Below are 22417 nucleotides of genomic sequence, written 5' to 3' on the forward strand. Positions count from 1 at the left end.
GGCTAATCCGACGGGTTTTCTATAGAGATGGCAGCCGGGGGCGGGAAATGCTTGGCAGTCGCCTTGATCCTCTGTTAAGAGGAGGGATGCCCGAGGCCGGGCTGACCATCGTCATCATGTGATCAACGGAGAGTTCGACGTGTTCATACCGAAGCCGGAACGGTCGGTCGTCGCGGTGCCCCCGCCCGGGGACGGGGCCGGATTCTGGGCGGGTGCGCCCAGCGCCGTCAGCAGGGACGGGTGGATCTATCTCGCCTACCGGCTGCGCCGGCCCATCGGCGAGGGCCGCGGATACGCGGTCGAGGTGGCGAGGTCGGCGGACGGGGTGCACTTCGAGACGCTGCTCACCATCTCGAAGGAGCAGATGAACACCGAGTCCCTGGAACGTCCCACGCTCGTGGTGACCCCCGACGGCAAATGGCGCCTCTACCTCAGCTGCGCCACGTACGGCACCAAGCACTGGCGGGTGGAGGTCATGGAGGCCGCCGACCCCGCGGCCTTCGACCCCGCCGCCGCCCGGGTCGTGCTCCCCGGAGACCTCAAGACCGGCGTCAAGGACCCGGTGATCCTCCACCACGGCGGCATGTGGCACCTGTGGGCGTCCTGCCATCCGCTGGAGGACGCGCAGGAGGCCGACCAGATGGTCACCGACTACGCCACAAGTCTCGACGGGCTCGACTGGGCCTGGCAGGGGACGGCTCTCGACCGGCGGCCGGGCGCCTGGGACTCCCGGGGTGTCCGCGTCAGCGCGGTGACGTTCACGGGGGAGACCGTCATCGCCTACTACGACGGCAGGGCGTCGGCGGAGGAGAACTACGAGGAGCGCACCGGCGTCGCGATCGGCCCCGACCCGTCGACGCTGACGGCGACCGGCAACGGGCCCGCCGCGCAGTCAGGTCACGCCCGGGGCGGGCTGCGCTACCTGGCCATCGTGCCCGTCGACGGAGGCCACCGCCTCTACTACGAGCTGACCCGGGCCGACGGAGCCCACGAGCTGCGCACCGAACTGCGCTGACCCCGGGCGACTACGCCGCTCCCCGCCTCGGCCGACCGTTGCGCGCCTGCCGCTGGCCCGACGGCCGGCTGCCCACGAGGCCGCCCGACCTCTCCCGGGGACGGAGCCAGTCGCTGAAGTCCTCCTCCGTGATCTCCTGGAGGAGGGCGATGTCCGCGGCGAAGTGGGACAACAACTCCTGACGCTGCGCCCAGGTCAGGGGCCGCCGCGCCCGGCCGCCCCACTGGAGGACCCTCTCCATTGGCGTCGTCAGCCGCTGCCCGAGGACCCGGTCGCCCAGCCGTACGAGCTGGGAGAGCATCTCGTGCCGCCGTGTCTCGGGAGGGTGGGCCGTGACGTTTTCCCGGGGGATCTCGGTGATCACTCCCCGCTCGACCCCGAGGAACACGCAGATGCGGTCCAGGGTGTCGGCGGGCCGGTCGACCAGGTCGCGGTAGCGGAAGAGCAGCACCTGCTCGCGCGGGAAGAGCGTGAAGAGGTGCCTGAGCTGCTCGCCGTACCTGCCGATCGCGACGTAGTGCCAGAACGGCGCCCAGCCCGCGGCGATCCTGCTCCGCTCCCGCGCGCAGGCCTCGATCACGTCACCCATCGGTTCGAGCCCGGCGGACCAGAGATGGGTCCAGTTGGAGTGCGCGCGCTCGACGGGGTCGCGCAGCGAGATGATCAGCTTGGCTCCCGGAACCGCGTCCCGGATCCGCCGCTGGGCGGCCAGGTCGTAGAGGTAGAACGGGGTCGCCTCGCCGCGCGGCGCCCCGGCGGGAGCCGCGTCGAAGAGCGCCTCGTAGTCGGCCCGCCGCCACACGTGCTCGCGGTAGGTCTCGGCGTCTCCGGGGCCCACGCCCGCTGGGGGCGGCCCGTCGGTGAGGAAGAACTTCGGCTCCTTGACGGCCGACATGAACAGCCCCGGATGCCGGTTCAGGGCGGTGTGCAGGGCGGTCGTCCCGGCCTTCGGGACCCCCATCACCAGGAAGTCAGGCAAAGCCATGCTTATCCTCCCTATTTCCCTACAAATTTAGTTGGAAATATCACCTCCTGGAAGCATCCTTTCGGGGTTGGTGTACCACCCTGGCGGCCGTCCTATCGCGGTTCTCCGGAGTCGCCCCCCGGGCAGGATGATCGTCGTTAGCATGGCCTCCATGATCCCCACGGATCCGGTGGAAAGCCCCGAATCCCTACGCAGGCGGGCCCACGAGCTGAGGGAGTGCGCGCGGCGGGCAAGGACCATCGCCGAGACGCTCGGCCCATTCCTCGACCAGGCCGTGGCCGCGGCCACCGCCAAGGACGCCTGGCAGGGCTGGTACGCCAGAGAGACGACCGGCCGCCTGCAGGACCACAAACGGCATCTGAGCGGGATGGCGAACCGGCTCGTCATGGACGCCGGCGCGTGGGTCAGGGAGGCCGAGAGCCTGGAACGGCAGGCCGACGCGGCGAAGAAGGCGGCCGAATGACCTACGCCGGCTTCGACGTCGACAAGATCCGCCTTCTGGCCAGGGAGCTCAGGAAGGCGGGAGGCGGTGCCGGCGGGCTCCAGCGTGACCTCGCCAAGGTGCTCGGCGACGCGGAGTCGGCCCTGAACGGCGCACCCCCGACGTCGTACCAGCCGCTGCTGGACACGATGCGCGGCGGGGAGGCCAGGGGCGTGCCCGGGGTGCTGGCGACCGTCCTGCCGGACACCGCGGGGGAGATCGACCGCCGGTGCGACCGGATCTCACCCCCCGGCGCCCCCTTCCCGCCCGGCACGGTCGTCGACCCGATGATCGTCTTCGACCGGGACGAGCCGGACCAGGGCAAGGTCAACCAGGCGCTCGACGCGATCAAGGGGCTGGGCGGCAAGGACTTCGGGATGAACGGAAACCGCGACGATCTGAGCGCGGTCGCCAAACGCCTGGAGGAGCTCACCCCCGCCGAACTCGACCTGTTCCTGTCGAAGGTGAGCGACGAGGACCTCAAAAGGTACGGCAGGCTCATCTCCGACACCGGGGACAGCTGGCTCAACCCGTTCGACCACAACGGGCTGCCCGACGGCGAGCGGCGCGAGCACCTCAGCCACCTCCTCGAGCGCGCGGGGCCCGGCCTGTGGGGCAAGCTCGCCGCCGACCTGCCTGGCGTGCAGCCCGGGTTCGACTCCACCGACGTCTTCCTCGACGGCGTCAACAGCCAGAGCGGCGTGAGCACCACGGGGCTCCGGTACGGCATGCCGAACGTCCCGATGTTCGCCGACGGCGTCCAGGCGGACGAGGTCGCCCAGGGAACGCTGGGCGACTGCTGGTACATCGCCTCGCTGAAGGCCACCGCCGCCGCCGACCCGAAGTTCATCCAGGACGGCATCCGGCAGAACGCCAACGGCACCGTCTCCGTGCGGGTGTGGGACAAGGAGGGGAAACTGCACTGGGTGACGGTGACTCCCGACCTGCCGGTGGACGCCAACGGCAACCTCGCGTTCGCGCGGAGCGTCAGCGGCGGAAAGATCACCGAGAGCTGGCCCGGCTACTACGAGAAGGCGTTCGCCCTGCTGTACGCCGAGGACGGCGGCGGCGCGCCCGACTCGAAGGGCGGCGACGACCGGTACGACCGTGAGGAGCGCGGCAGTTACGGCGCCATCGAGTGGGACTTCACCGAGAAGGCCCCGCCGTACCTCACGGGCAACGACGCCGACGGCCTCGACCTCGACTACGACGATGTGAAGAAGGCGTTCGACTCGGGGCATCCGGTGATCGTCTCGACCCACTCCACGGCGGACGGCGTGCCGGCGAACCTGAAGGGCGCCTACGTGGCCAGGCACGTCTTCTACGTGAAGGGGTTCAAGGACGGAAAGATCATCCTGGGGAACCCGTGGGGACCGGACTCGCCCGACGCCGTGGTCACGCCGGACGAGTTCAAGAAGTGGTTCGACGATCCGCAGAAGCTGAGCGTGGGGGACTGACATGGAAGAGTGGCGGCTGCGCCGAGGCATCCCGTACCGGCTGGAGCACGGCGGGGCGTCCCTGCTCGTGGGGATCAACGACCTGAAGCCCGGGCAGGTCGTCGTCACCGTGAACGTGGACGGCGTGCCGAGCGGCACCTACGAACTGGGCGTCGGTGACACCCTCGACATCGCCGACCGGTCGTACCGGGTGACCGCGATCGAGGCGGACGGGCGGGGATACGCCGACCTGGAGGCCGGGTCATGAGGCGCGCGGCCATCCTTCTCGCCGCGCTATTCGCGGTCTCGGCGTGCCAGTCCACCGGTGAGCAGGCCACGGAGGCGTGTTCCGGGGCCGATCGCGCCGGCGCCGTGCACATCCTCCAGGGCGGCGCCTACCCCCTGGCCGGAGGCGCCCGAGCCGGGCTCAACTCAGTCGGGGACGACCATGAGGCGACGCTTGCGCTGATGGGGGGCGCGGCGGGCGATCCCGGCTCGGTGAGCGTCAAGGTGGGTGACCAGTTCACCGTTGCCGGACACCGGTTCGAGGTGGTGCAGGTCTGCGCCGACCGCGTCTCCGTGGTCGCCGGCTCCTGAGGCCTCCCGCGCCGTCTCGGCGCGGACCTCGAACCACACGTCGTTCCTGCCGCCTTCCCGGATGATCCCCCAGCGGTCGGACAGCACGTCCAGCAGGGGCAGCCCCCGTCCGCTGGAGCCGTTCGGCACCACGTGCCCCGCACACGGTGGGGCTGCGGATCCGTCGTCCTCCACGCGGATCCGCACCCGGTCGGCAAGGCGCGAGACGGTGATGACGAACGTGCCGCCCTGTCCCGATCGTGAGTGGATGACCGCGTTGGTGACGATCTCACTGGTCAGCAGCACGCAGTCGTCATGGCGTGGATGGTCGCGCCCCAGGACGGCGGACACCAGCCGGCGTGCCTGCCTGACCTGCTCGCGCGCACCGGCGAGCCGCGCCACCCGATTTCCCGCGGCGTCCCCCGAGATCTCCATCGAGCCTCCTCTGTGGTCCCACAGATTGGACGCCCGCGAGTCAGCCGGAGATGTCACAAGAAGGTAGGAGTGTAGTTGCCTGCGGCGTATGTCCGCGAGGATCGAAGATTTGTTGTCCATCCGCTGACTTTTGCGAAGTCAATCGCCGTTCCGGGAATGTGTCGCCGACGATATATGTCTCAGGAGACGTGACGGAACCGCGCGAAGCCTCCACCACGTTCTCGGGACGGACCACCTGGGTCCGGCAGCTCGAGACGCCGTTGCGCGAATTCCTGCGCACCGAGACCGGCAGTGCCGCCATCCTGCTGACCGCCACGCTGGCCGCCCTCATCTGGGCCAATGTGGATCTTCGGTCCTACGACGCCGTATGGGGCACCGAGCTGTCCGTACGGCTCGGCGACGCGGCCGTCGCCCAGGACCTGAGGCACTGGGTCAACGCAGGCCTGATGACCTTCTTCTTCTTCGTGGTCGGCCTGGAGGCGCGGCGCGAGTTCGACATGGGCGAGCTGCGCGACCGGCGCAGGCTCGCCCTGCCGGTCCTCGCCGGCATCGGCGGGATGCTCGTGCCCATCGCGATCTACGCGGTGTTCAACCGGGGCCTGCCGTCCGTGCACGGCTGGGGCGCCGCCATGTCGACGGACACGGCGTTCGCCCTGGGGATGCTGGCCCTGGTCGCCTCCCGGTTCCCCGCCCGCGCGCACACCTACATGCTCACCGTCACCGTCGTCGACGACCTCATCGCCCTCTGCGTCATCGCGATCTTCTACAGCGAGCACGTGTCGGCGTTCCCGCTCCTGGTCGCGATCGCGATCTTCGCGGTCACCGTGGTGCTCAAGTCCAGATCGGTGCGCGGGGGATTCCTCTACGCGGCACTGGGGATCGGGGCCTGGACCGCGCTGTTCGAGTCGGGGGTCGAACCCGTCGTCATCGGCCTGGCGATGGGGTTGCTGACGAACGCCTCGCCCGCGGCCCGCACCGACCTGGAGCGGGCGAGCGACCTGTTCCGGCTGTTCCGCGAGCAGCCGACGGCCGAGCTGGCCCGGTCGGCGACCGCGGGCGTGGTGAACGCCGTCTCGCGCAACCACCGGCTCCAGCAGCTCTACCACCCCTGGACGAGCTATGTGATCGTGCCGCTGTTCGCGCTGTCGAACGCCGGGATCCCGCTCAGCGGCGAGTTCCTGGTGCACGCGATCACCTCGCCGATCACGCTGGGGATCCTGATCGCCTATGTGGTGGGCAAGCCCGTCGGCATCATCGGCTCGACCTGGCTGGTCACCCGCCTCAGCGGCGGGCGGGTGCGGCCCCCGGTCGGGTGGGCGGCGGTCACCGGCGTCGGCACCATCGCGGGAATCGGGTTCACCGTCTCACTGCTGATCGCCACGCTCGCCTTCAGCGGTTCCGAGCTGGAGGAGGCCAAGTTCGGCATCCTCGCCTCCGCCCTGTGCGCCTCGGTGATCACGTGGATCGTGTCGCGCGTGACCGCCATGTTGCCGAGGAAGACCAGGGCCAGGGCGCTGCTCGGCACCGCGGAGAGCATCGTCGACCTCGCCGACCCGGTCGACCCGGACCGCGACCATCTGCGGGGCCCGGAGGACGCGCACGTGACCCTGGTCGAGTACGGGGACTTCGAGTGCCCCTACTGCGGCCTGGCCGAGCCGGTGGTCCGTGAGATCCTCGCCGACTTCGGGGACGTCCGGTACGTCTGGCGGCACCTCCCACTGCGCGACGTCCATCCGTCCGCGCAGCTCGCCGCCGAGGCGGCGGAGGCCGCGGCCGAGCAGGGGGCCTTCTGGGAGATGCACGACCTGCTGCTCAGCCACCAGGGCGACCTGCTGCTCCCCGACCTCGTCGTCTACGCCGAGCAGATCGGTCTCGACGCCGAGCGGTTCCGGGAGGACCTCGACGCCCACGCCGGGGCCGACCGGATCGAGGAGGACATGGACTCCGCCGACCTGAGCGGGGTGTCCGGCACCCCGACGTTCTTCATCAACGGGCGGCGCCACCACGGCGCCTACGACATCGTGACGTTGTCCGCCGCGGTCAAGGCCGCGCGGGTGCGCGAGGCCCTGAGGTCGTAGGCGCCCGGCTCAGGCGGGCGGGCTCGTCACCGGCCGGCCGGTCCTCCGTGGACCGACGAACCGTTCATGGACGGGCCGCTCGCCGCCGAACCGGCGGCCGGTGTGCCGCTGACCGACAGGACCGGCTCGTCCACCTCGATGGCCGGGAACGTGCCGGTGTCGAGGATGCCGTGCTCGTTGTAGGCGGCCTCGATCAGGGCGTACGCCTTCGCCTCGAGCTTCCACAGGGAGCGGTACTCGCGGGCGGTGTCGAGCGGGATGCCGATCTCGAGCGCGATGTCGGCCGCGCGGGGCACGTACCTGCGCTCGATCTGCTGGTCCCAGTACTCCCGGGCGGCCCGGATGCCGGCGGCGCGCTGCGCGGTGTCGACGATCTGGGGGGCGTTCGCCCGTCGGATCTCGTCCTCGTCGTCGACCTCGCCCGCGGCCAGGGCGGGGCGGGCGGGAGGCTCCTCCGGCTCTGGCGCCCACGGGACGGGCGGGTTCAGGTCGATCAGCGCCGCCGTGTTGTAGAGCGCTCCAATCTGGGACAGCAGCGCCTCCTGGCGCTCGGCGTCGACCGCGAGGCCGGTGTACTCCACGGCCCGGTCCATCTCCTTGTCGAGCCGGGTGAGCGCGGCGCGCATCCTGCGGTCGGACGCCCCGGCCTCGCGCAGGGCCCGGGCGCGTTTGGCGGCCAGGGCGACGCGGGTGAGCCTGCGGTGCGCGTCCACCTCGCTCGCGGTCCTGTCGCTCGCCTCGGCCAGCCCGATCCGGACCAGCACGCGCTCGGGGGTGAGCCGCCAGTTGATCCGGGCGCGGCCCGTGATGCGGTGCCGCTCGATCGCCATGCCGCGTTCCCACAGCCACGCGGCGACGAGCGGCGCGGCGAGCCGGAACAGCGCCTCGGCGAGGCTCCTGGCGTCCAGGCTGGACAACACCGCCGACAGGCCGGTGAGGGCCCATACGGCGATCCCGTCGATGCCGGCGGAGTAGTTCTCCCGCATGTTGCGGCGGGCCCGGACGGCGCTGGTGATCACTGCGACTTCGATGAACGCGAACAGCAGCAGGCGCAGCGGCCCGTCGAACCCGAGGACGTCGCCGGAGAAGCGCCACATGCCCTGAGCGGAGACGCCGGTGGCGATGCTCGCGGCGACGATGGTGAGGATGTCCTCCGCCGGGCGGCCGGCGGCGTAGCGGCGGAGGAGCCGCGTCACGGCCCGGAAGGCGGCGCGCAGGACGAAGAAGACCAGAGTCAGCACGGCCAGGGATGACACGCAGATCACGACGGTGCCGACCGGATGGGCCGAGGTGAAGGCGGTTATTTCATCTAAAGGTGGCATCGGTCACTGTCTTTCGATCTCCGACACGATATCTGCGAGATCATTCCAGAACGTGGGCATGTTCCGTGAGTAAACCGTTGCTCACCGTCGGAAACGAAGTGATTACGGAGGACCGATACGCCACACGAGTCGCCGCGCGACTCAGGAGTCCGGGGCCGCCAGCCAGTCGTCCACCCGCCGGGTCAGCCGCTCCTTCGTCTCCGCCGGTGCGAACGAGGCCGCGATCGAGGCCCGAGCGAACTCGGCCATGACCTCGTCGCCGTACCCGAAGGCGTCCCGGACACGGGCGTACTCCTGCGACAACGTCGTCCCGGCGATCGACGGGATGTCGGTGTTCAACGTGACGACGAGACCGGCGTCGCGCAGCCGGGGCAGGGGATGGGCGGCGAGGGAGTCCGCGACTCCCAGGGCGACGTTCGACGAGGGGCACACCTCGAGCGGGATCGCCCGGTCCCGCACCTCGGCCACGAGTTCCGCGTCGTCCAGGACCCGGACCCCGTGCCCCAGCCGCTCGGTGCCGCCGCCGATCGCCTCGCGGATGCTCGCCGCTCCGCAGGTCTCGCCAGCGTGGTGGACGACGTGGAGGCCCGCGTCCCTGGCGGCCGCGAACACCTCGGAGAACGGAGCCAGTGGATGGGACTCCTCCCCGGCCACTCCCACGCCGACGACGGCCGCGTGACGGGCGGCCAGCTTCACCGTGCGCCACGCCCGGTCCACCGACCGGCGCCGCGAATGGTCGAGCACCACCCGGCACTGCACGCCGTAGGCCGCCTGTCCCTCGGCGAGCCCGTCCAGCACGGCCTCCAGCGGCATCTCCAGGTCACCGAGCCGTTCGCCGTGGGAGGCCGCGGTGAACGTCACCTCCGCGTATCCGGTGCCCTGCGCCGCCTCGTCCTCGCAGAACTCGACCGCGATCCGGCGGAAGTCCTCCGGACGGCGCAGGCAATCGCGCACGAGAGAGTTGTGGTCGGCGAATTGCCGGAAGCCGTCGAAGGCGAGGGACGCCCCGCCGGCTCCGCTGGAGGGGACGGCCACGCCGTTCGCCGCCCCGATCTCCTCCAGGGTCTCCCACCGGATCGTGCTCTCCAGGTGGACGTGCAGATGCGCCTTCGGCAGCAGCGTGATGTCCCGCATGGCCGGGAGGATAGGCAGGCCGGTCCCCGTCCCGCATCCGAATTTCCGCCGCTCCGGCCTCAGAAGCCGAGGTTGAGCCGGGCGAGCGGCTCCACCAGTTCCTCCTCCTCGTAACCGAGGTGCGACAGAAGCGCGTCGGCGAGCAGGTCCACCTGGAGGCGGACGCCGTCGAGCTTCTCCGGGTCCTCGATCATGGCGACGAGCGCCGCGTCGAGCCCGGTCAGCACGCCGGCGATGACCTCGTGCTCCTCCTCCAGGCGCTCGACCACCGGTCCGAGGGACGGCTCCGCCCCGGTCAGCATCGGGAACATGTGCTCGTCCTCGATGGTGTGGTGGGTGGTGAGCAGCCTGCAGTACGACGCGCAGAAGGTGCCGAGCGTCCAGTAGTTCTGCCGCATCGTCAGCTGGTTGATCAAAGAGCGGAGGGACTCCGCGTCGGCCTGTCCGTCCGCGACCTGCTCCAGCGCGTCCCTGATCTGGGTGAGTTCCTGCCGGAGGTGGTCGTGGATGAGCACCAGGCGCTGCCCGTTCGCCTGCTGGGCGGGGGACAGGGCGTTGATGTCGCGCTTGGCGGACCGGGGCCGGGTCGCCTCGTCCAGGACGCTCACGGAGCCCCGCTCCGCCGCCATGACGGCCGGGGGAGCGACCGGGACGTGCTCTCCGGCAGGTGCGGCCGCGGGGCGCTCGCGGGTCACGGCCTCGCGGACCGCGGGCACGACCTCCTCCGCGAACGTCCTCAGGCTGCGCTCGTCGTCGGCGGCGAGCACGAACACGCTCATGCCGTGCCGGAACGTGAGCTCGGCGAGCTGCTCGGCCCAGACCCGCGGCGGGCCGTCGAGGAATCCGCCGCCCGCCAGGCTGGAGAAGCGCCCGGAGACGTTGTAGACACGCCGGACGTCGGACGGTTCCCGCCCGGCCCGCTCGGCGGCGGCGTCGATGACAGCCGACATGCCCGCCAGCTCGGACGGCGCCGCGTAGCCGGACGAGGGGACCCACCCGTCGCCGAGCCGCCCGGTCAGCTCGAGCATCCTGCGCTTGTAGGCGCCGATCCACAGGCCGATGGGGTGGGCGGGGAACGGCCCGGGCCGGGCGCCGTCGAGCCGGTAGTGGCGGCCGTCCAGGCGCACGCCGTCGCCGGGGGTCCACAACGCCCGCATGACCCCGATGGCCTCCTCCAGCGCGTCGACCGACTCCGCGGGTGTGCGCTGCGGCCCGCCCAGGGCCGCGACGCCGCCGGGGAACGCGCCGGAGCCCAGGCCCAGCTCGACCCGGCCGTCGCTCAGCAGGTCGAGCGAGGCGGCGCTGCGCGCGAGCACGGCGGGCGGGCGAAGCGGCAGGTTGACCACGTCCGGGAACAGCCGGATGCGTGACGTGCGTGCGGCGAGCACCGACAACAGCGTCCACGTGTCGAGGAAGGACGGCTGGTACGGGTGGTCCTGGATGCCGATGATGTCCAGCCCGAGGTCCTCGGCCAGCACGGCCTGCCGTTCGAGCCTGCGGCGTCCGGCCGCGTCCGGCGTGAGGAACGCGCCGAACCACAGTTCGTGCCCGAAGTCAGCCATCGTGTTCTTCACTACCTCTCCCGAGCCAGCGTTCCCCCCACGCGATCAGTGGCTGAACGGCGAGGGCCAGCTCCTTGCCTCTCTCGGTCAACGTGTAGGTGATCTGGACGGGCGTCGTCGGCTGAACCTCGCGGACCAGCACCTGGGCGGCGTCCAGCTCGCGCAGCCGCTGGGCCAGCACGCGCTCGGAGATGCCCGGCACGGCGGCGAGGAACTCGCTGTAGCGCCGCGCGCCGTCCCGCGCCGCCATCAGGATCGCGCCGTTCCAGCGCCGCCCGACGAGCTCGATCGCGGCCTGGAACGAGGGGCAGCGCGCCTCGAAATCATCTTTTGTCGTCATAAGTCAGATCACCGCCGGACAGCATAGCTTACTTTTGAGAAGCTACTTCCATTGTGGAAGTTTCCTGATATGGCATGATCTCGCGTCATGGAGCTCCAGGTGCCGGAGGGCACCGTGTTGTCGGTGGTGACCGGCTCCCGTGCGTACGGGCTGGACGGCGAGGGCTCCGACGTGGACCGGAGGGGCGTCTTCGTGGTCCCCACGCCGATGTTCTGGCGTCTGGACAAGCCGCCCACGCACATGGACGGCCCGATGGCCGAGCAGTTCTCCTGGGAGATCGAGCGGTTCTGCGTGCTGGCGATGCGCGCCAACCCGACCGTCCTGGAGTGCCTGTGGTCGCCGATCGTCGAGCACGTGACCCCCGTCGGCGAAGAACTGCTCGCGATCCGGCAGGCCTTCCTGTCCAGGGAGGCCGAGCGCACGTTCGCGGCCTACTCCGACGACCAGTTCCGCCGCCTCGAGTCCCGCGGGGCCGAGCAGCCCGGGCCCGACGCCAGGTTCGCCGGCGATCCGCGGATCAGGAAGATGGCGATGCATCTGCTCCGGCTGCTGGTCAGCGGGCTGCACCTGGTGCGCCACGGCGAGCCGTTGGTGCGCGTCGACGACCGCCTCCGCGCGCGCCTGCTCGCCGTACGGCAGGGCGCGACCGGCTGGCAGGAGGCGAAGCGCTGGCGCGAGGAGCTGACGGGCGAGCTGACGGCGGCGATCGCCGGGGGAAGCGTGCTTCCCGACGAGCCCGGCAAGGACGTGATCGAGGATTTCCTCATGAGGGTGCGGAGGTCCGCCCTGTGACCGCGGTGCTGCCGGCGTGGCTCGACCGCATCCCGGGAGAGCAGCCGCATCCGCTGGCGTTCGCCACGGTCAGCGGCGCGCATCTGTACGGCTTCCCGTCCCGCGACTCCGACGTGGATCTGCGCGGCGTGCACCTGCTGCCCGTCGAGGACGTCGTCGGGCTGCGGCCGGGGGAGGAGACGGTCACCCGTTCCTGGGTGCGCGAAGGCGTCGAGGTCGATCTCGTCACCCACGACCTCGCCAAGTTCTGCCGGCTGCTGCTCGGCCGCAACGGATATGTGCTGGAGCAGCTGCTCTCGCCGCTGGTGGTGGCCTCGTCGCCGGTCCACGAGGAGCTGACCGCTCTGGCCCCGGCGTGCCTCACCCGCCACCACGCCCACCACTACCTCGGGTTCGCGCGCACCCAGCGGCGGCTGTTCGGCAAGACCGGCGAGCTGAAGCCCCTGCTCTACTCGTTCCGGGTGCTGCTCACCGGCGTCCACTTGATGCGCACGGGGCGGCTCGTCGCCGACCTGACCGGGCTGCTGGACAGCGGCCCGCCGTACCTCGCCGAGCTGGTCGCGGCCAAGCGCGAGGCCGAGCACGGCGCGCTGCCCGGCGACGCCCCCGGCGCCGGCGTGCTGGACCGCGACCTGGACGCGCTGACCGCCGAGCTGGAGGAGGCACGCGACCGCTCCCATCTGCCGGACCGGCCCTCAGCGCAGGACGCTCTGCACGATCTCGTCGTACGGACGCGCCTCGCCTCCCCCCGATGCTGACATTCCGGACAAGCTGGATATGCTGATCACTGTCGAGATCATGAACACGCACGGGGGAGTGCTCCTTGGAGCAAGATCGCCGATCCTGGGGCTTCGATCCGACCACGCCCAACATCGCGCGGTTGTACGACTACTACCTGGGCGGCAAGGACAACTTCGCCGCCGACCGTGAGGCCGCCGAGCGCATCCTCGCCGTCGCCCCTGAACTGCGGCTCGCCGCCCGCGAGAACCGCGCCTTCCTCGGCCGGGCCGTGCGGTTCCTGGCCGAGTCGGGCATCACCCAGTTCCTGGACATCGGGACCGGGCTGCCCACCCAGGGCAACGTCCACGAGGTGGCCGCCGAGGTCATCGACGACGCCCGGGTCGTCTACGTGGACAAGGACCCCGTCGTGCTCGGTCACGCGCGGGCCCTGCTGGCGGGCGCGGGCGGGACGACCACGGTCGTCGAGGGCGACCTGCGGCGCCCGGAGGAGATCCTCAACCACGACGACGTGGTCAAGGCCCTCGACTTCGGCAAGCCCATCGGCCTGCTCCTCGTCGCGATCATGCATTTCATCCCGGACGGCGACGACCCCGTCCGCATCCTGACCACCCTGCGGGACGCCTTGCCCCCGGGCAGCTTCCTGGTCCTGTCGCACGGCACGCGTGACGCCCGGGCCGAGGCCGTGAAGACCGGCACGCAGGTCTACGAGGGCGCGACCTCCCCGCTGGTGCTGCGCAGCCGGGACGAGATCGGCGGCCTGTTCGACGGGTTCGACCTGGTGGAGCCCGGCCTGGTCTGGCTGCCGGAATGGCGGCCCGACGTCTCGGTGCAGTTCGACCCGCCGGAGACGTCACTCATCCTCTGCGGCGTGGGCCGCAAGATCTGACAGCGAGGTCCCAGCGTGGAGATCGGTCTTGCGCTCGCCCAGTACGGGCGGTTCGCGTCGCTGGACAGCGTGCGGCTCGTGGCGCGGGAGGCCGAGTCGCTCGGGTTCTCGAGCCTGTGGGTCGGGGACCGGCTGATGACCCCGCTCAAGCCGAAGGACCCTTATCCCGGCGGGGACGGGACCATCCCGGAGGCCCACCGCGTCTTCCTCGACCCCGTCGCGGTGTTGTCGGTCGCCGCGGCGACCACCACGCGGGTGCGGCTCGGCACCAGCGTGCTCAACGCCTGCTGGTACCCGCCGGTGCTGCTCGCCCGCTCGCTCGCCACCGTCGACCAGCTGAGCGGTGGCCGCCTGTGCGTGGGACTGGGGCTGGGCTGGTCCTCCGACGAGTACGCCGCGGTCGGGGTGCCCTGGAAATCGCGGGGATCCCGGTTCGACGCCGTCCTCGACGTGCTGGACGCCGTCTGGACCACCGACCCGGTCTCCTACGAGGACGAGCGCTGGGCGGTCGCCCCCAGCCACATCTTCCCCAAGCCGGCCGCGAGGCCGCCGCTCTACCTGTCGGGGTTCGCCCCAGCGGCCCTGGAGCGGGTCGGGCGCAGGGCGGACGGCTGGCTGCCCGCCTCGCTCCCGATCCCCGTCCTCACCTCCATGTGGAGGGCCATCAGGCGCAGTGCGGAGGAGGCGGGCCGCGATCCCGACGCGCTGCGCATGGCCCTGCGCAGCAACCCCGTCGTCACCGACGAGCCCGCGCCCGAGTCGCGGGTGCCGCGAGCGGGAACGGTGGCGCAGATCGCCGGATACCTCTCCGCCGCGGCGGACGCCGGAGTCCATGAGATCTTCGTGGACCTCCAGCTCACCGCCCGCGACGACCACCACCTCCTGGAGCTCGCCGAGGCCTTCCGCGCCGCGCTCTGAACGTCCTCCCCACCGCCGGGGCCTCTGGCATGTGGGCCGCCCACATTGATCCGGCCGCCTCCATAGGGCGAACTGGTGTCTGTCACGGGGGTCGACCGTCAAGGGAGATGTGATGAGACGACGTCCGTGGGGCCGCCTGCCGGCCGCCCTTGCGATGGTGGCCGCCATCGTCCTCGCGGCACCGGCCGCGCCCGCCTCGGCCACCGGCTCCGTGACGCTGGAGGCGACCTACACGTCCGGACTGCAGAACGGCTGGGCCCAGGTCGAGCGGTACAAGGACAACTCCAGCGCCTTCATGGCCGAGACGTACCCGTCGGACGGCCGGGGCGACCAGACGGGCCAGACGAAGCACCTGTTCGGCGACGTGGCCCGCCCGCACTCCTCGCGCTTCCTGCTCTACTCCGCACCGGGATGGCAGACCGGCTCCAAGCCCGTGCCCGTCCTGCTCGTCCACGGCGCCAACCAGACGGCCGACCAGGCGTGGGCGAACCCCAACGCCGCCGGCGCGTACGGCTGCGGCCAGGCGAGCTGCCCCACGACGGGGCTCATGCAGAGCCTGAGCGGCAAGGGATACAAGGTCTTCGCGATCGGCTTCCCGCACACCACCGGCGACGGGTACTACTGGTCGGAGCAGATCGCCGACGCAGTCTCCCTGATCAGGGCCAAGACGGGGGCCTCCCAGGTCGACGTGGTCGGCTGGTCCAAGGGCGCGTTCAACGCCCGCATGTACGTCTCGTCGTTGCGTAAGTCGTGGGGCACCGCGTACAGGGGGGACGTCAGGAAACTGATCCTGCTCGGCGGTCCGAACAAGGGCTTCGACTGGGGTTACCGGCACGGCTGGACCCACGATTTCGCGATATTTCCTGAATGCGGCGGCACGCTCAACGCGCCCGCACCGCACACGAAGATGGTCTGCTACGGCCTGTGGCGCACCCACACCGACCTGAGCTACGAGGGCGACGCCTACCCGGGCTCCGACGACATGCTCTACCGCTGGGACGACGTCTATCCGCTGTCCACCCTCGAGCAGGACTGGTACACCACCTACTACGGCGGTACGGGCTTCTACACGGCCGGCCGAGGCATCCAGTACGCCATCGACCGGGGCTCACTGGTCGTGCCCCTGATCAACGCCGGCACCCCCGCGAGCGTGCCGGTTTACCAGCTCTGCGGCAACACGCCGGACATGGCGCTTCTGCACAACGAGCACACGGGCCCGTCCGACGGAGCCGTCTTCGTCGCCAGCTGCTCCGCGGCCGACGGGATCGGGAACCGGGCGGCCACCGCCGTCCTCGGCCTGAACCACCTCAAGCTCGGCTGGGCGTCCAGCGCCATGAACCAGGTCGCCGCCTGGCTCGGCTGATCAGGATCGGCCCGGCGCCCGAAATAGGGCGTCACGGCCCCCACGTCCACCGGCCCCGGATCCCGTACTGAGGACCCGGGGCCGGTTCCATGAGCAGGGCTCACAGGAATGACACAGGTGGGCGATGGTCGCATGCGGGCAGGGATGACTGATAATGGCTCCAATCACGACCACTCCAGGAGACCTCGGTGACCAGCCCATTCAGCAGGGACAACCTCGATCTCGCCACGAGCGCCCAGGAGCTGGCGGACAACGCGCCCGCCGGATCGCTTCGTCACGCGGCCGCCGCGTCGGTCGCGATCACCTGCGCCACCACTCGCGACAACGACCATGCCCGCAGCACCCTGGACGGCATCGCCCCCGACGACGTCCGCCAGGCCGCCCTGGAGTTGTTCGACCAGCTCTCCGGCCGCGCCGGTTGATCCTTGCCGCCTGATCTGGGCCTGGCTGATCTGGGCCTGGTTGATCTGGGCCTGGCTGATCTGGGCCGTCTGACCTGCCGCCGCCTGACCTGGGCCGGATGACCCGCGCCGCTCAGCGCCGCTGAGACGGGCGCGGGCCCCCCCGGGCCGCCGCGAAGTGAGCCTCAGGAGGCGGCGCGCGCGTGCCCGCCCGACGCGAGCCCGGGCGGCGCCGAGGCCAGGGCCTTCTGGATGGCGTCGACCAGCGCCAGCGCGGCCTCTTCTGTGAGCTCGACCGCGACCCGGGCCGACGGGCCCTCGGCGGGGTTCGTGAAGTCGATGTTCAGCGTGTGCTCGTGGCAGGCGTGGAACGGATGGTCGACGTAGACGGCGCCGTCGCTGACCGTGAACCAGCCGGTCGCCCCCTTCGCGGCCCCGTCAAGCTCGATCTTCTGGGTGAGATAGGTGCACATCGTGGCTCCTGTCAGGCGCCGAGGTGGCGGCCGTAGAAGTCGAAGATCTTCTTCCAGCCGTCCACGGCGGCAGCGGGGCGGTACGAGGGCCTGTCGACGGCGAAGAACCCGTGCCCGGCGTCGGGGTAGGTGTGGAACTCGTGCTCCTTGCCCAGCTTGTCGAGCTCCGCGGAGAGCACCCCGACCTCCTCGGGCCCGGGGAAGGAGTCGTCGGCGCCGAACAGCCCGAGCAGCGGGCAGGACAGGTCGGGCGACTTGGACAGGACCGACGTGGCCTTCATGCCGGACCCCGCCGGCGGCTCGTTGACCACGAAGGCGCCGTAGCAGTCCACCGCCGCGTCGATCTGGAGCGAGCAGGCGGCCAGGAACGTCTGACGCCCGCCGGAGCAGAAGCCGATCACGCCGATCTTGCCGTTGGCGTGCTCGAGCCCGTTCAGGTGAGCCGCCGCTCCGGCCACGTCGCCGACGAGCTGCTCGTCGGGCACGCCGCCCTTCGCCCGAGCCGCCGCCGCCTGGTCGTCCGGGCTCACACCCGCGCCCTCCCGCGAATACAGGTTCGGGCAGACGGCCGCGTAGCCGTGGGCCGCGAACCTGCGGACGATCTCCTTGGAGGCCTGGTCGTAGCCGGGCATGTGGTGGATCACCACCACGCCGCCGCGGGGCTGGTCACCGAGCGGCCGGGCCAGGTAGGCCTCGAGCTCGGCGTCCTCGTGCCCGGCGACGGTGACCGTGCCGGCCCAGATCGCGTCGTTCATCGCTGTTTCCTCTTGCTCGTGTTTGTTTACGCGTGCTGCGAAAGCCCGTCCCGGCTCGCAGTGGGATGGAAGATTCGGTCAGGTCGTCCTCCGCCGCCTGCCGTCCAGCAGCGAGGCGATGGCCCCGACGACCATCATGACCGCGGCGGCGGAGAAGACCACGACGAGGCCCTGGTGGACGGGCGCGGAGATCAGATTAGGGAAGAACTCGTTTCCGGTCAGCCGGGCCTGCGTGTCCGGCGGCAGCGAATTCAGCACGTCCGGCGGCAGGATCGTCCGGATGGGGTTGTAGCCCAGGAAGGCGGCGAACAGGCTGCCGACGGGCGGCAGGTGGCCGACCGACTGCGCGACCGCCGCGGGGACGCCGGATCTCTCCAGGCCCGAGGTGAGGGCGTTCGGCAGGCCCGCCGCGAGGCCGATGATGAGCAGGGAGAAGAAGACGCCGATGGACAGGGCCTGCCCGGAGTTCTGGAAGGTGCCGCGCATGCCGGCGGCGGCTCCCCGCTGGTGGGCGGGCACGCTGCTCATCACCCGCGAGGTGTTGGGGGAGGAGAACACGCCTGAGCCGATCCCGCTGATCGCCAGCAACGCCGCGAAGACCCAGTAGGGGAAGTCGACCGGCAGCGCCACGAGGCCGAGGAAGGCCGCGGCCACGATGATCAGGCCGCCGGAGGCGAACAGCCGCTGCCCGTACCTGTCCGACAGGTAGCCCGACACCGGGCCGGCGGCGAGGAAGCCCACCGTCAGCGGCAGCATGTAGATGCCCGCCCACAGTGGCGTCTCCTCGAAGGCGAAGCCGTGCAGCGGCAGCCAGATCCCCTGCAGCCAGATGATCAGCATGAACTGTAGACCGCCCCGCCCGATGGCCGACAGCAGCACGGCCAGGCTGCCGGCGGAGAACTGCGGGATCCGGAACAGGCTCAGCTGGAACATGGGCTCGGCGACCTTGCTCTCGATCACGCAGAACACGGCCAGCAGCAGGACTCCGCCGCCGATCCCGCCGAGGACCCACGGGTTTGCCCAGCCCGTCGAGTGCCCGCCGTACGGCTGGATGCCGTAGGTGATGGCGGCGAGCACCACGCCGAGCCCCGCCGCGAAGGTGAGGTTGCCGGGCAGGTCGAGCCGGCCGGGGCGGCGCTCGCCCAGCTCGTGGAGCGAGGCGTAGGACCAGATCGTGCCGACGAGGCCGATGGGGACGCTGACCAGGAACACGACCCGCCAGTCCCATTCCGCGAGCAGCCCGCCGATGATCAGGCCGAGGAACGAGCCGGCGATGGCGGCGACCTGGTTGACGCCCAGTGCCGTGCCGCGCTGCTCGACGGGGAAGGCGTCGGTGAGGATCGCCGTGGAGTTCGCGAAGAGCATGGCGCCGCCCACGCCCTGCACGACCCGCCAGCCGATCAGCCACAGCGCGCCCGATCCGCCGTGCAGCGGGTCGAGCGACAGCGCGATCGAGGCGACGGTGAACACCGCGAACCCGGCGTTGTAGATCCGCACCCGGCCGAACATGTCTCCCAGCCGGCCGGCCGGGACGACCAGCACGGCGGACACGAGCAGGAAGCCCATGATCATCCACAGCAGGAAGCTCACGTTGCCGGGCTCCAGCGGATTGAGCCCGATGCCCCTGAAGATCGCCGGTAGCGAGATGATGACGATCGACGAGTTCACGGTGGCCAGCAACATGCCCACCGTCGTGTTCGACAGCGCCACCCACTTGTAGCGGGGGTGGTCCCGGTTGAGCCGTCCGGCCCGCCGGGCCGGGTCCGAACCCGTCGAGGTCTTCAGGGCGTCCATGGAGCTATCCGCGTCACGCATGCGCACGTTCTCCTCCTTCGCCCCGATAGTAGTTGCTTTGCCTAACTAACTACTCGCGGGGTGGCCTGGTCCGACCGGGACGCGGCAGGGGTGGCCTGCCGGCGCGACGCGGTGATTCCAGATTCGGTGAGAAATGCGAAAAGCCGCCGGAGATCCGGCGGCTTCGAACAGACCGTCAAGGCCGAGAAAAGATGGTGGGCGATACTGGGATTGAACCAGTGACCTCTTCCGTGTCAGGGAAGCGCTCTCCCGCTGAGCTAATCGCCCGTCAAACCAGAGGTGGAGACGGGATTTGAACCCGTGTAGACGGCTTTGCAGGCCGTTGCCTCGCCTCTCGGCCACTCCACCAGGTGCAAACTCCGAGCGGAAGACGGGATTCGAACCCGCGACCCTCACCTTGGCAAGGTGATGCTCTACCACTGAGCCACTTCCGCGTGCCGCTCGCCGGGGGCGAACTCACGCGTTGCACTTTATCGAATCACCGCCCACACCCCAAATCAGTGCGAGGCACGGGGGAGGGGATGCTTCGGCGAGCGTCGAAGCATAGGTGGGTTAGCGTCGAAACATGCCCGCCGAATACATCGCACAGGACGCGGAGATCGCCCCGGTCGCGGCGCTGATCGCCGACGCCACGCGCGCCGCCATGCTCACCGTGCTCCTGGACGGCCGCGCGCTCGCCGCGGGCGAGCTTGCCCGGATGGCCGGGGTGACCCCGCAGACCGCCAGCGCTCACCTGGCCCGGCTGCGGGACGGCGGCCTGATCACCATGATCAGCCAGGGCCGGCATCGCTACTACCGGCTCTCCGGACCCGAAGTCGCCCAGGTCCTCGAGGTGCTCGCGACCATCAGCGGGCGCCCCGCCGTGCGTTCGTTGAAGCAGTCGCGGCAGGCCCGGCTGCTCCGGGAGGCGCGGACCTGCTACGACCACCTCGCGGGCAGGGTGGGCGTCGAGCTGTACGACGCCCTGCTGCGCGAGGGGCACCTCGTGGAGTCCGACGACGGCGCCTGCGAGGTCACCTCTCGCGGCAGGGACGCCGCCGCCGCGTTCGGGGTCGACGTCGACGCCGTACGGCTCAGGCGCCGCAGGTTCGCCCCCGCGTGCCTCGACTGGCTGGAGCGCCGGCCCCACCTCGGCGGCGCGCTCGGCGCGGCGATGTTCGAGCGGATGGTCGCGCTGGAGTGGCTGGCGCGGGGGACCACCCGGCGGGCGATCGAGGTGACCGCCGCCGGAAGGGCCGGTCTGGAAGCGACCTTCGGATGTAAGGAGCTAACATGCAATACGCTGGTTACCTCCTCGGTCGCCGGCGGGCCTGCAAGCGCACGAAGAGCCACTGGGGCTCCGGGAGAGTGGGACGATGCACGACAGCAAGGCAACGGCGGTCGGGCCTGAGCCGCTGACCTTCGAGGACGTCATCCAGGTCGCCAGGCACGGCGGAGCCGTGCGGCTGACGGACGACGCGCTGGCGGAGATGGCCGCCTCCCGTGGGCGGATCGAGGACCTCGCCGAGGCCGACACCCCCGCCTACGGCGTCTCCACGGGCTTCGGAGCCCTGGCCACGCGGCACATCGACCCGGCGCTGCGGGCACAGCTCCAGCGCAGCCTCATCCGCTCACACGCCGCCGGATCCGGCCCCGAGGTGGAGACCGAGGTGACGCGGGCGATGATGCTGCTGCGGCTGCACACGCTCGCCACCGGTCACACCGGCGTGCGCCCGAAGACCGCCCGCGTCCTGGAGTCCCTGCTCAACGCGGGGATCACACCCGTCGTCCACGAGTACGGCAGCCTCGGCTGCTCGGGCGACCTGGCCCCGCTCTCCCACGTCGCGCTGACGCTCATGGGCGAAGGCGTCGTCCGTACGGCGGACGGGCAGGTGCAGCCGGCCGGGGAGGTGCTCAAGCAGAGCGGCATCGAGCCGGTCGAGCTGGCCGCCAAGGAGGGGCTCGCCCTCGTCAACGGCACGGACGGCATGCTCGGCATGCTGATCCTGGCCATCGACGACCTGATCAGGCTGCTCAAGACCGCCGACATCAGCGCCGCGATGAGCGTCGAGGCGCTGCTCGGCACCGACGCGGTCTTCGCCGCGGACCTGCAGGCGCTGCGGCCGCATCCCGGCCAGGCGGCGGCCGCGGCCAACATGCGCGGCCTCCTCGAGGGCTCGGGGATCATGGAGTCGCATCGTGACGGGTCCTGCACCCGCGTCCAGGACGCGTACTCCCTGCGCTGCGCGCCGCAGGTCGCGGGGGCGGCCAGGGACACGGTCGCCCACGCCGCCACGGTGGCCGCGCGCGAGCTGGCCAGTGCCATCGACAACCCGGTGGTCCTTGACGATGGCCGGGTCGAGTCCAACGGCAACTTCCACGGCGCCCCCGTGGCGTACGTCCTGGACTTCCTGGCGATCGCGGTCGCCGACCTCGCGTCGATCTCCGAACGGCGGACCGACCGGATGCTCGACGTGGCCCGCAGCCACGGCCTTCCCGCGTTTTTGGCGGGCGACCCGGGGGTGGACTCCGGCCACATGATCGCCCAGTACACCCAGGCCGCCATCGTCTCCGAGCTCAAGCGGCTGGCCGCCCCGGCGAGCGTCGACTCGATCCCGAGCTCCGCGATGCAGGAGGACCACGTCTCCATGGGCTGGTCGGCCGGCCGCAAGCTGCGGCGGGCGATCGACGGGCTCACCCGGGTCCTGGCCATCGAGGTGCTGACGGCCGCCCGGGCGCTCGACCTGCGCGCGCCGCACCTGCCCGCCCCGGGCACGGGCGCGGTGGTCGCGCTGCTGCGCGAGTCGGTCGCAGGGCCGGGTCCCGACCGGTTCCTCGCCCCCGAGATCGAGGCGGCCGTCGAACTCGTCGCGGGCGGCGCGGTGGTCGCCGCGGCGGAGACGGCCACGGGCCCGCTCGCCTGAGGCTCA

The 22417-nt window shown here is 70.9% G+C and carries 22 protein-coding genes and 3 tRNA genes; 13 read left to right on the plus strand and 12 right to left on the minus strand.

The features are described 5' to 3' along the window. Positions 1-118: 118 nt before the first annotated feature. Positions 119-1015, plus strand: a complete 897-nt coding sequence (locus Pph01_RS29235) for a hypothetical protein (protein ID WP_239117102.1) — start codon at positions 119-121, stop codon at positions 1013-1015. Positions 1016-1025: 10 nt separating this feature from the next. Here the strand turns inward: Pph01_RS29235 and Pph01_RS29240 are convergent, their stop codons facing one another. Continuing rightward, positions 1026-2000 carry a sulfotransferase family protein gene (locus Pph01_RS29240; RefSeq protein WP_204076377.1) on the minus strand — a complete coding sequence of 325 codons (975 nt, stop codon included), beginning with the start codon at positions 1998-2000 and terminating at the stop codon, positions 1026-1028. A 151-nt stretch (positions 2001-2151) separates the two neighbouring features. On the opposite strand from Pph01_RS29240, the gene Pph01_RS29245 reads away from it, so the two are divergent. The 3 genes from Pph01_RS29245 to Pph01_RS29255 are packed head-to-tail and all read left to right on the plus strand — an operon-like array spanning position 2152 to position 4185. After that, positions 2152-2463, plus strand: coding sequence for a hypothetical protein (locus Pph01_RS29245; protein ID WP_204076378.1), 312 nt, complete (start codon positions 2152-2154; stop codon positions 2461-2463). Next, positions 2460-3938 (plus strand): C2 family cysteine protease, encoded by a 1479-nt coding sequence (locus Pph01_RS29250; RefSeq protein WP_204076379.1) that lies wholly within the window; start codon positions 2460-2462, stop codon positions 3936-3938. Before Pph01_RS29245 ends, Pph01_RS29250 begins: the two co-directional genes overlap by 4 nt. A gap of 1 nt (position 3939) precedes the next feature. After that, positions 3940-4185 (plus strand): DUF6406 domain-containing protein, encoded by a 246-nt coding sequence (locus Pph01_RS29255; RefSeq protein WP_204076380.1) that lies wholly within the window; start codon positions 3940-3942, stop codon positions 4183-4185. A 164-nt stretch (positions 4186-4349) separates the two neighbouring features. On the opposite strand, the gene Pph01_RS29260 is transcribed toward Pph01_RS29255, so the two are convergent. Beyond that, positions 4350-4928, minus strand: coding sequence for an ATP-binding protein (locus Pph01_RS29260; protein ID WP_204076381.1), 579 nt, complete (start codon positions 4926-4928; stop codon positions 4350-4352). A gap of 188 nt (positions 4929-5116) precedes the next feature. On the opposite strand from Pph01_RS29260, the gene nhaA reads away from it, so the two are divergent. Next, positions 5117-7006, plus strand: coding sequence for a Na+/H+ antiporter NhaA (nhaA, locus tag Pph01_RS29265; protein WP_204076382.1), 1890 nt, complete (start codon positions 5117-5119; stop codon positions 7004-7006). 26 nt (positions 7007-7032) lie between these two features. Here the strand turns inward: nhaA and Pph01_RS29270 are convergent, their stop codons facing one another. The 4 genes from Pph01_RS29270 to Pph01_RS29285 all read right to left on the minus strand — a co-directional run bounded on the left by Pph01_RS29270 (position 7033) and on the right by Pph01_RS29285 (position 11364). Further along, on the minus strand, positions 7033-8328 hold the full coding sequence (locus Pph01_RS29270; RefSeq protein WP_204076383.1) for a hypothetical protein: 1296 nt from the start codon (positions 8326-8328) through the stop codon (positions 7033-7035). A gap of 141 nt (positions 8329-8469) precedes the next feature. Continuing rightward, on the minus strand, positions 8470-9462 hold the full coding sequence (gene add / locus Pph01_RS29275; RefSeq protein WP_204076384.1) for an adenosine deaminase: 993 nt from the start codon (positions 9460-9462) through the stop codon (positions 8470-8472). Positions 9463-9521: 59 nt separating this feature from the next. Beyond that, positions 9522-11036: an LLM class flavin-dependent oxidoreductase gene (locus Pph01_RS29280; RefSeq protein ID WP_239117103.1), complete on the minus strand. Its 1515-nt coding sequence runs from the start codon at positions 11034-11036 to the stop codon at positions 9522-9524. Next, on the minus strand, positions 11017-11364 hold the full coding sequence (locus tag Pph01_RS29285) for a winged helix-turn-helix transcriptional regulator (RefSeq protein ID WP_204076385.1): 348 nt from the start codon (positions 11362-11364) through the stop codon (positions 11017-11019). The genes Pph01_RS29280 and Pph01_RS29285 overlap by 20 nt, the downstream gene beginning before the upstream one ends. Before the next feature lie 87 nt (positions 11365-11451). Between Pph01_RS29285 and Pph01_RS29290 the strand changes: the two genes are divergently transcribed. The 6 genes from Pph01_RS29290 (at position 11452) to Pph01_RS29315 (ending at position 16486) form a co-directional block, all read left to right on the plus strand. Then, positions 11452-12156 carry a nucleotidyltransferase domain-containing protein gene (locus tag Pph01_RS29290; protein ID WP_204076386.1) on the plus strand — a complete coding sequence of 235 codons (705 nt, stop codon included), beginning with the start codon at positions 11452-11454 and terminating at the stop codon, positions 12154-12156. Next, positions 12153-12914, plus strand: a complete 762-nt coding sequence (locus Pph01_RS29295; RefSeq protein ID WP_204076387.1) for a nucleotidyltransferase domain-containing protein — start codon at positions 12153-12155, stop codon at positions 12912-12914. The genes Pph01_RS29290 and Pph01_RS29295 overlap by 4 nt, the downstream gene beginning before the upstream one ends. Positions 12915-12979: 65 nt before the next feature. Continuing rightward, positions 12980-13783 carry an SAM-dependent methyltransferase gene (locus Pph01_RS29300; RefSeq protein ID WP_204076388.1) on the plus strand — a complete coding sequence of 268 codons (804 nt, stop codon included), beginning with the start codon at positions 12980-12982 and terminating at the stop codon, positions 13781-13783. 15 nt (positions 13784-13798) lie between these two features. After that, entirely contained in the window at positions 13799-14701 is a 903-nt protein-coding gene (locus tag Pph01_RS29305) for a TIGR03619 family F420-dependent LLM class oxidoreductase (protein ID WP_204076389.1), read from the plus strand. Between the two features lie 112 nt (positions 14702-14813). Further along, complete coding sequence (locus Pph01_RS29310; RefSeq protein ID WP_204076390.1) at positions 14814-16064, plus strand: esterase/lipase family protein; 1251 nt, start codon at positions 14814-14816, stop codon at positions 16062-16064. A 188-nt stretch (positions 16065-16252) separates the two neighbouring features. After that, entirely contained in the window at positions 16253-16486 is a 234-nt protein-coding gene (locus Pph01_RS29315; RefSeq protein WP_204076391.1) for a hypothetical protein, read from the plus strand. Between the two features lie 164 nt (positions 16487-16650). Here the strand turns inward: Pph01_RS29315 and Pph01_RS29320 are convergent, their stop codons facing one another. The 6 genes from Pph01_RS29320 to Pph01_RS29345 all read right to left on the minus strand — a co-directional run bounded on the left by Pph01_RS29320 (position 16651) and on the right by Pph01_RS29345 (position 19942). Next, on the minus strand, positions 16651-16938 hold the full coding sequence (locus tag Pph01_RS29320) for a DUF6295 family protein (RefSeq protein WP_204076392.1): 288 nt from the start codon (positions 16936-16938) through the stop codon (positions 16651-16653). Between the two features lie 11 nt (positions 16939-16949). After that, positions 16950-17693: a dienelactone hydrolase family protein gene (locus tag Pph01_RS29325; RefSeq protein ID WP_204076393.1), complete on the minus strand. Its 744-nt coding sequence runs from the start codon at positions 17691-17693 to the stop codon at positions 16950-16952. Between the two features lie 78 nt (positions 17694-17771). Beyond that, positions 17772-19508: an MFS transporter gene (locus Pph01_RS29330; protein WP_239117104.1), complete on the minus strand. Its 1737-nt coding sequence runs from the start codon at positions 19506-19508 to the stop codon at positions 17772-17774. Between the two features lie 192 nt (positions 19509-19700). After that, positions 19701-19775: transfer RNA gene (locus Pph01_RS29335), tRNA-Val, on the minus strand. Positions 19776-19785: 10 nt separating this feature from the next. Further along, positions 19786-19856, minus strand: a tRNA-Cys gene (locus tag Pph01_RS29340). A 14-nt stretch (positions 19857-19870) separates the two neighbouring features. Further along, positions 19871-19942, minus strand: a tRNA-Gly gene (locus Pph01_RS29345). Between the two features lie 131 nt (positions 19943-20073). Between Pph01_RS29345 and Pph01_RS29350 the strand changes: the two genes are divergently transcribed. Both Pph01_RS29350 and hutH read left to right on the plus strand, forming a co-directional pair. After that, positions 20074-20898, plus strand: a complete 825-nt coding sequence (locus tag Pph01_RS29350) for an ArsR/SmtB family transcription factor (protein WP_204076394.1) — start codon at positions 20074-20076, stop codon at positions 20896-20898. Next, on the plus strand, positions 20864-22411 hold the full coding sequence (gene hutH, locus Pph01_RS29355) for a histidine ammonia-lyase (protein WP_204076395.1): 1548 nt from the start codon (positions 20864-20866) through the stop codon (positions 22409-22411). The genes Pph01_RS29350 and hutH overlap by 35 nt, the downstream gene beginning before the upstream one ends. Positions 22412-22417 lie beyond the last annotated feature (6 nt).

Origin of the sequence: Planotetraspora phitsanulokensis, assembly GCF_016863295.1 — a bacterium.
GTDB lineage: Bacteria > Actinomycetota > Actinomycetes > Streptosporangiales > Streptosporangiaceae > Planotetraspora > Planotetraspora phitsanulokensis.

Excerpts from the sequence above, each read along its gene's own strand:
- Pph01_RS29250 (WP_204076379.1), top strand. The coding sequence starts at position 2,460 with ATGACCTACGCCGGCTTCGACGTCGACAAGATCCGCCTTCTGGCCAGG.
- hutH (WP_204076395.1), top strand. The coding sequence starts at position 20,864 with ATGCACGACAGCAAGGCAACGGCGGTCGGGCCTGAGCCGCTGACCTTC.
- Pph01_RS29255 (WP_204076380.1), top strand. The coding sequence starts at position 3,940 with ATGGAAGAGTGGCGGCTGCGCCGAGGCATCCCGTACCGGCTGGAGCAC.
- Pph01_RS29290 (WP_204076386.1), top strand. The coding sequence starts at position 11,452 with ATGGAGCTCCAGGTGCCGGAGGGCACCGTGTTGTCGGTGGTGACCGGC.
- Pph01_RS29350 (WP_204076394.1), top strand. The coding sequence starts at position 20,074 with ATGCCCGCCGAATACATCGCACAGGACGCGGAGATCGCCCCGGTCGCG.
- Pph01_RS29325 (WP_204076393.1), bottom strand. The coding sequence starts at position 17,693 with ATGAACGACGCGATCTGGGCCGGCACGGTCACCGTCGCCGGGCACGAG.
- Pph01_RS29310 (WP_204076390.1), top strand. The coding sequence starts at position 14,814 with ATGAGACGACGTCCGTGGGGCCGCCTGCCGGCCGCCCTTGCGATGGTG.
- Pph01_RS29320 (WP_204076392.1), bottom strand. The coding sequence starts at position 16,938 with ATGTGCACCTATCTCACCCAGAAGATCGAGCTTGACGGGGCCGCGAAG.
- Pph01_RS29240 (WP_204076377.1), bottom strand. The coding sequence starts at position 2,000 with ATGGCTTTGCCTGACTTCCTGGTGATGGGGGTCCCGAAGGCCGGGACG.
- Pph01_RS29260 (WP_204076381.1), bottom strand. The coding sequence starts at position 4,928 with ATGGAGATCTCGGGGGACGCCGCGGGAAATCGGGTGGCGCGGCTCGCC.
- add (WP_204076384.1), bottom strand. The coding sequence starts at position 9,462 with ATGCGGGACATCACGCTGCTGCCGAAGGCGCATCTGCACGTCCACCTG.
- Pph01_RS29285 (WP_204076385.1), bottom strand. The coding sequence starts at position 11,364 with ATGACGACAAAAGATGATTTCGAGGCGCGCTGCCCCTCGTTCCAGGCC.
- Pph01_RS29270 (WP_204076383.1), bottom strand. The coding sequence starts at position 8,328 with ATGCCACCTTTAGATGAAATAACCGCCTTCACCTCGGCCCATCCGGTC.
- Pph01_RS29330 (WP_239117104.1), bottom strand. The coding sequence starts at position 19,508 with ATGCGTGACGCGGATAGCTCCATGGACGCCCTGAAGACCTCGACGGGT.
- Pph01_RS29245 (WP_204076378.1), top strand. The coding sequence starts at position 2,152 with ATGATCCCCACGGATCCGGTGGAAAGCCCCGAATCCCTACGCAGGCGG.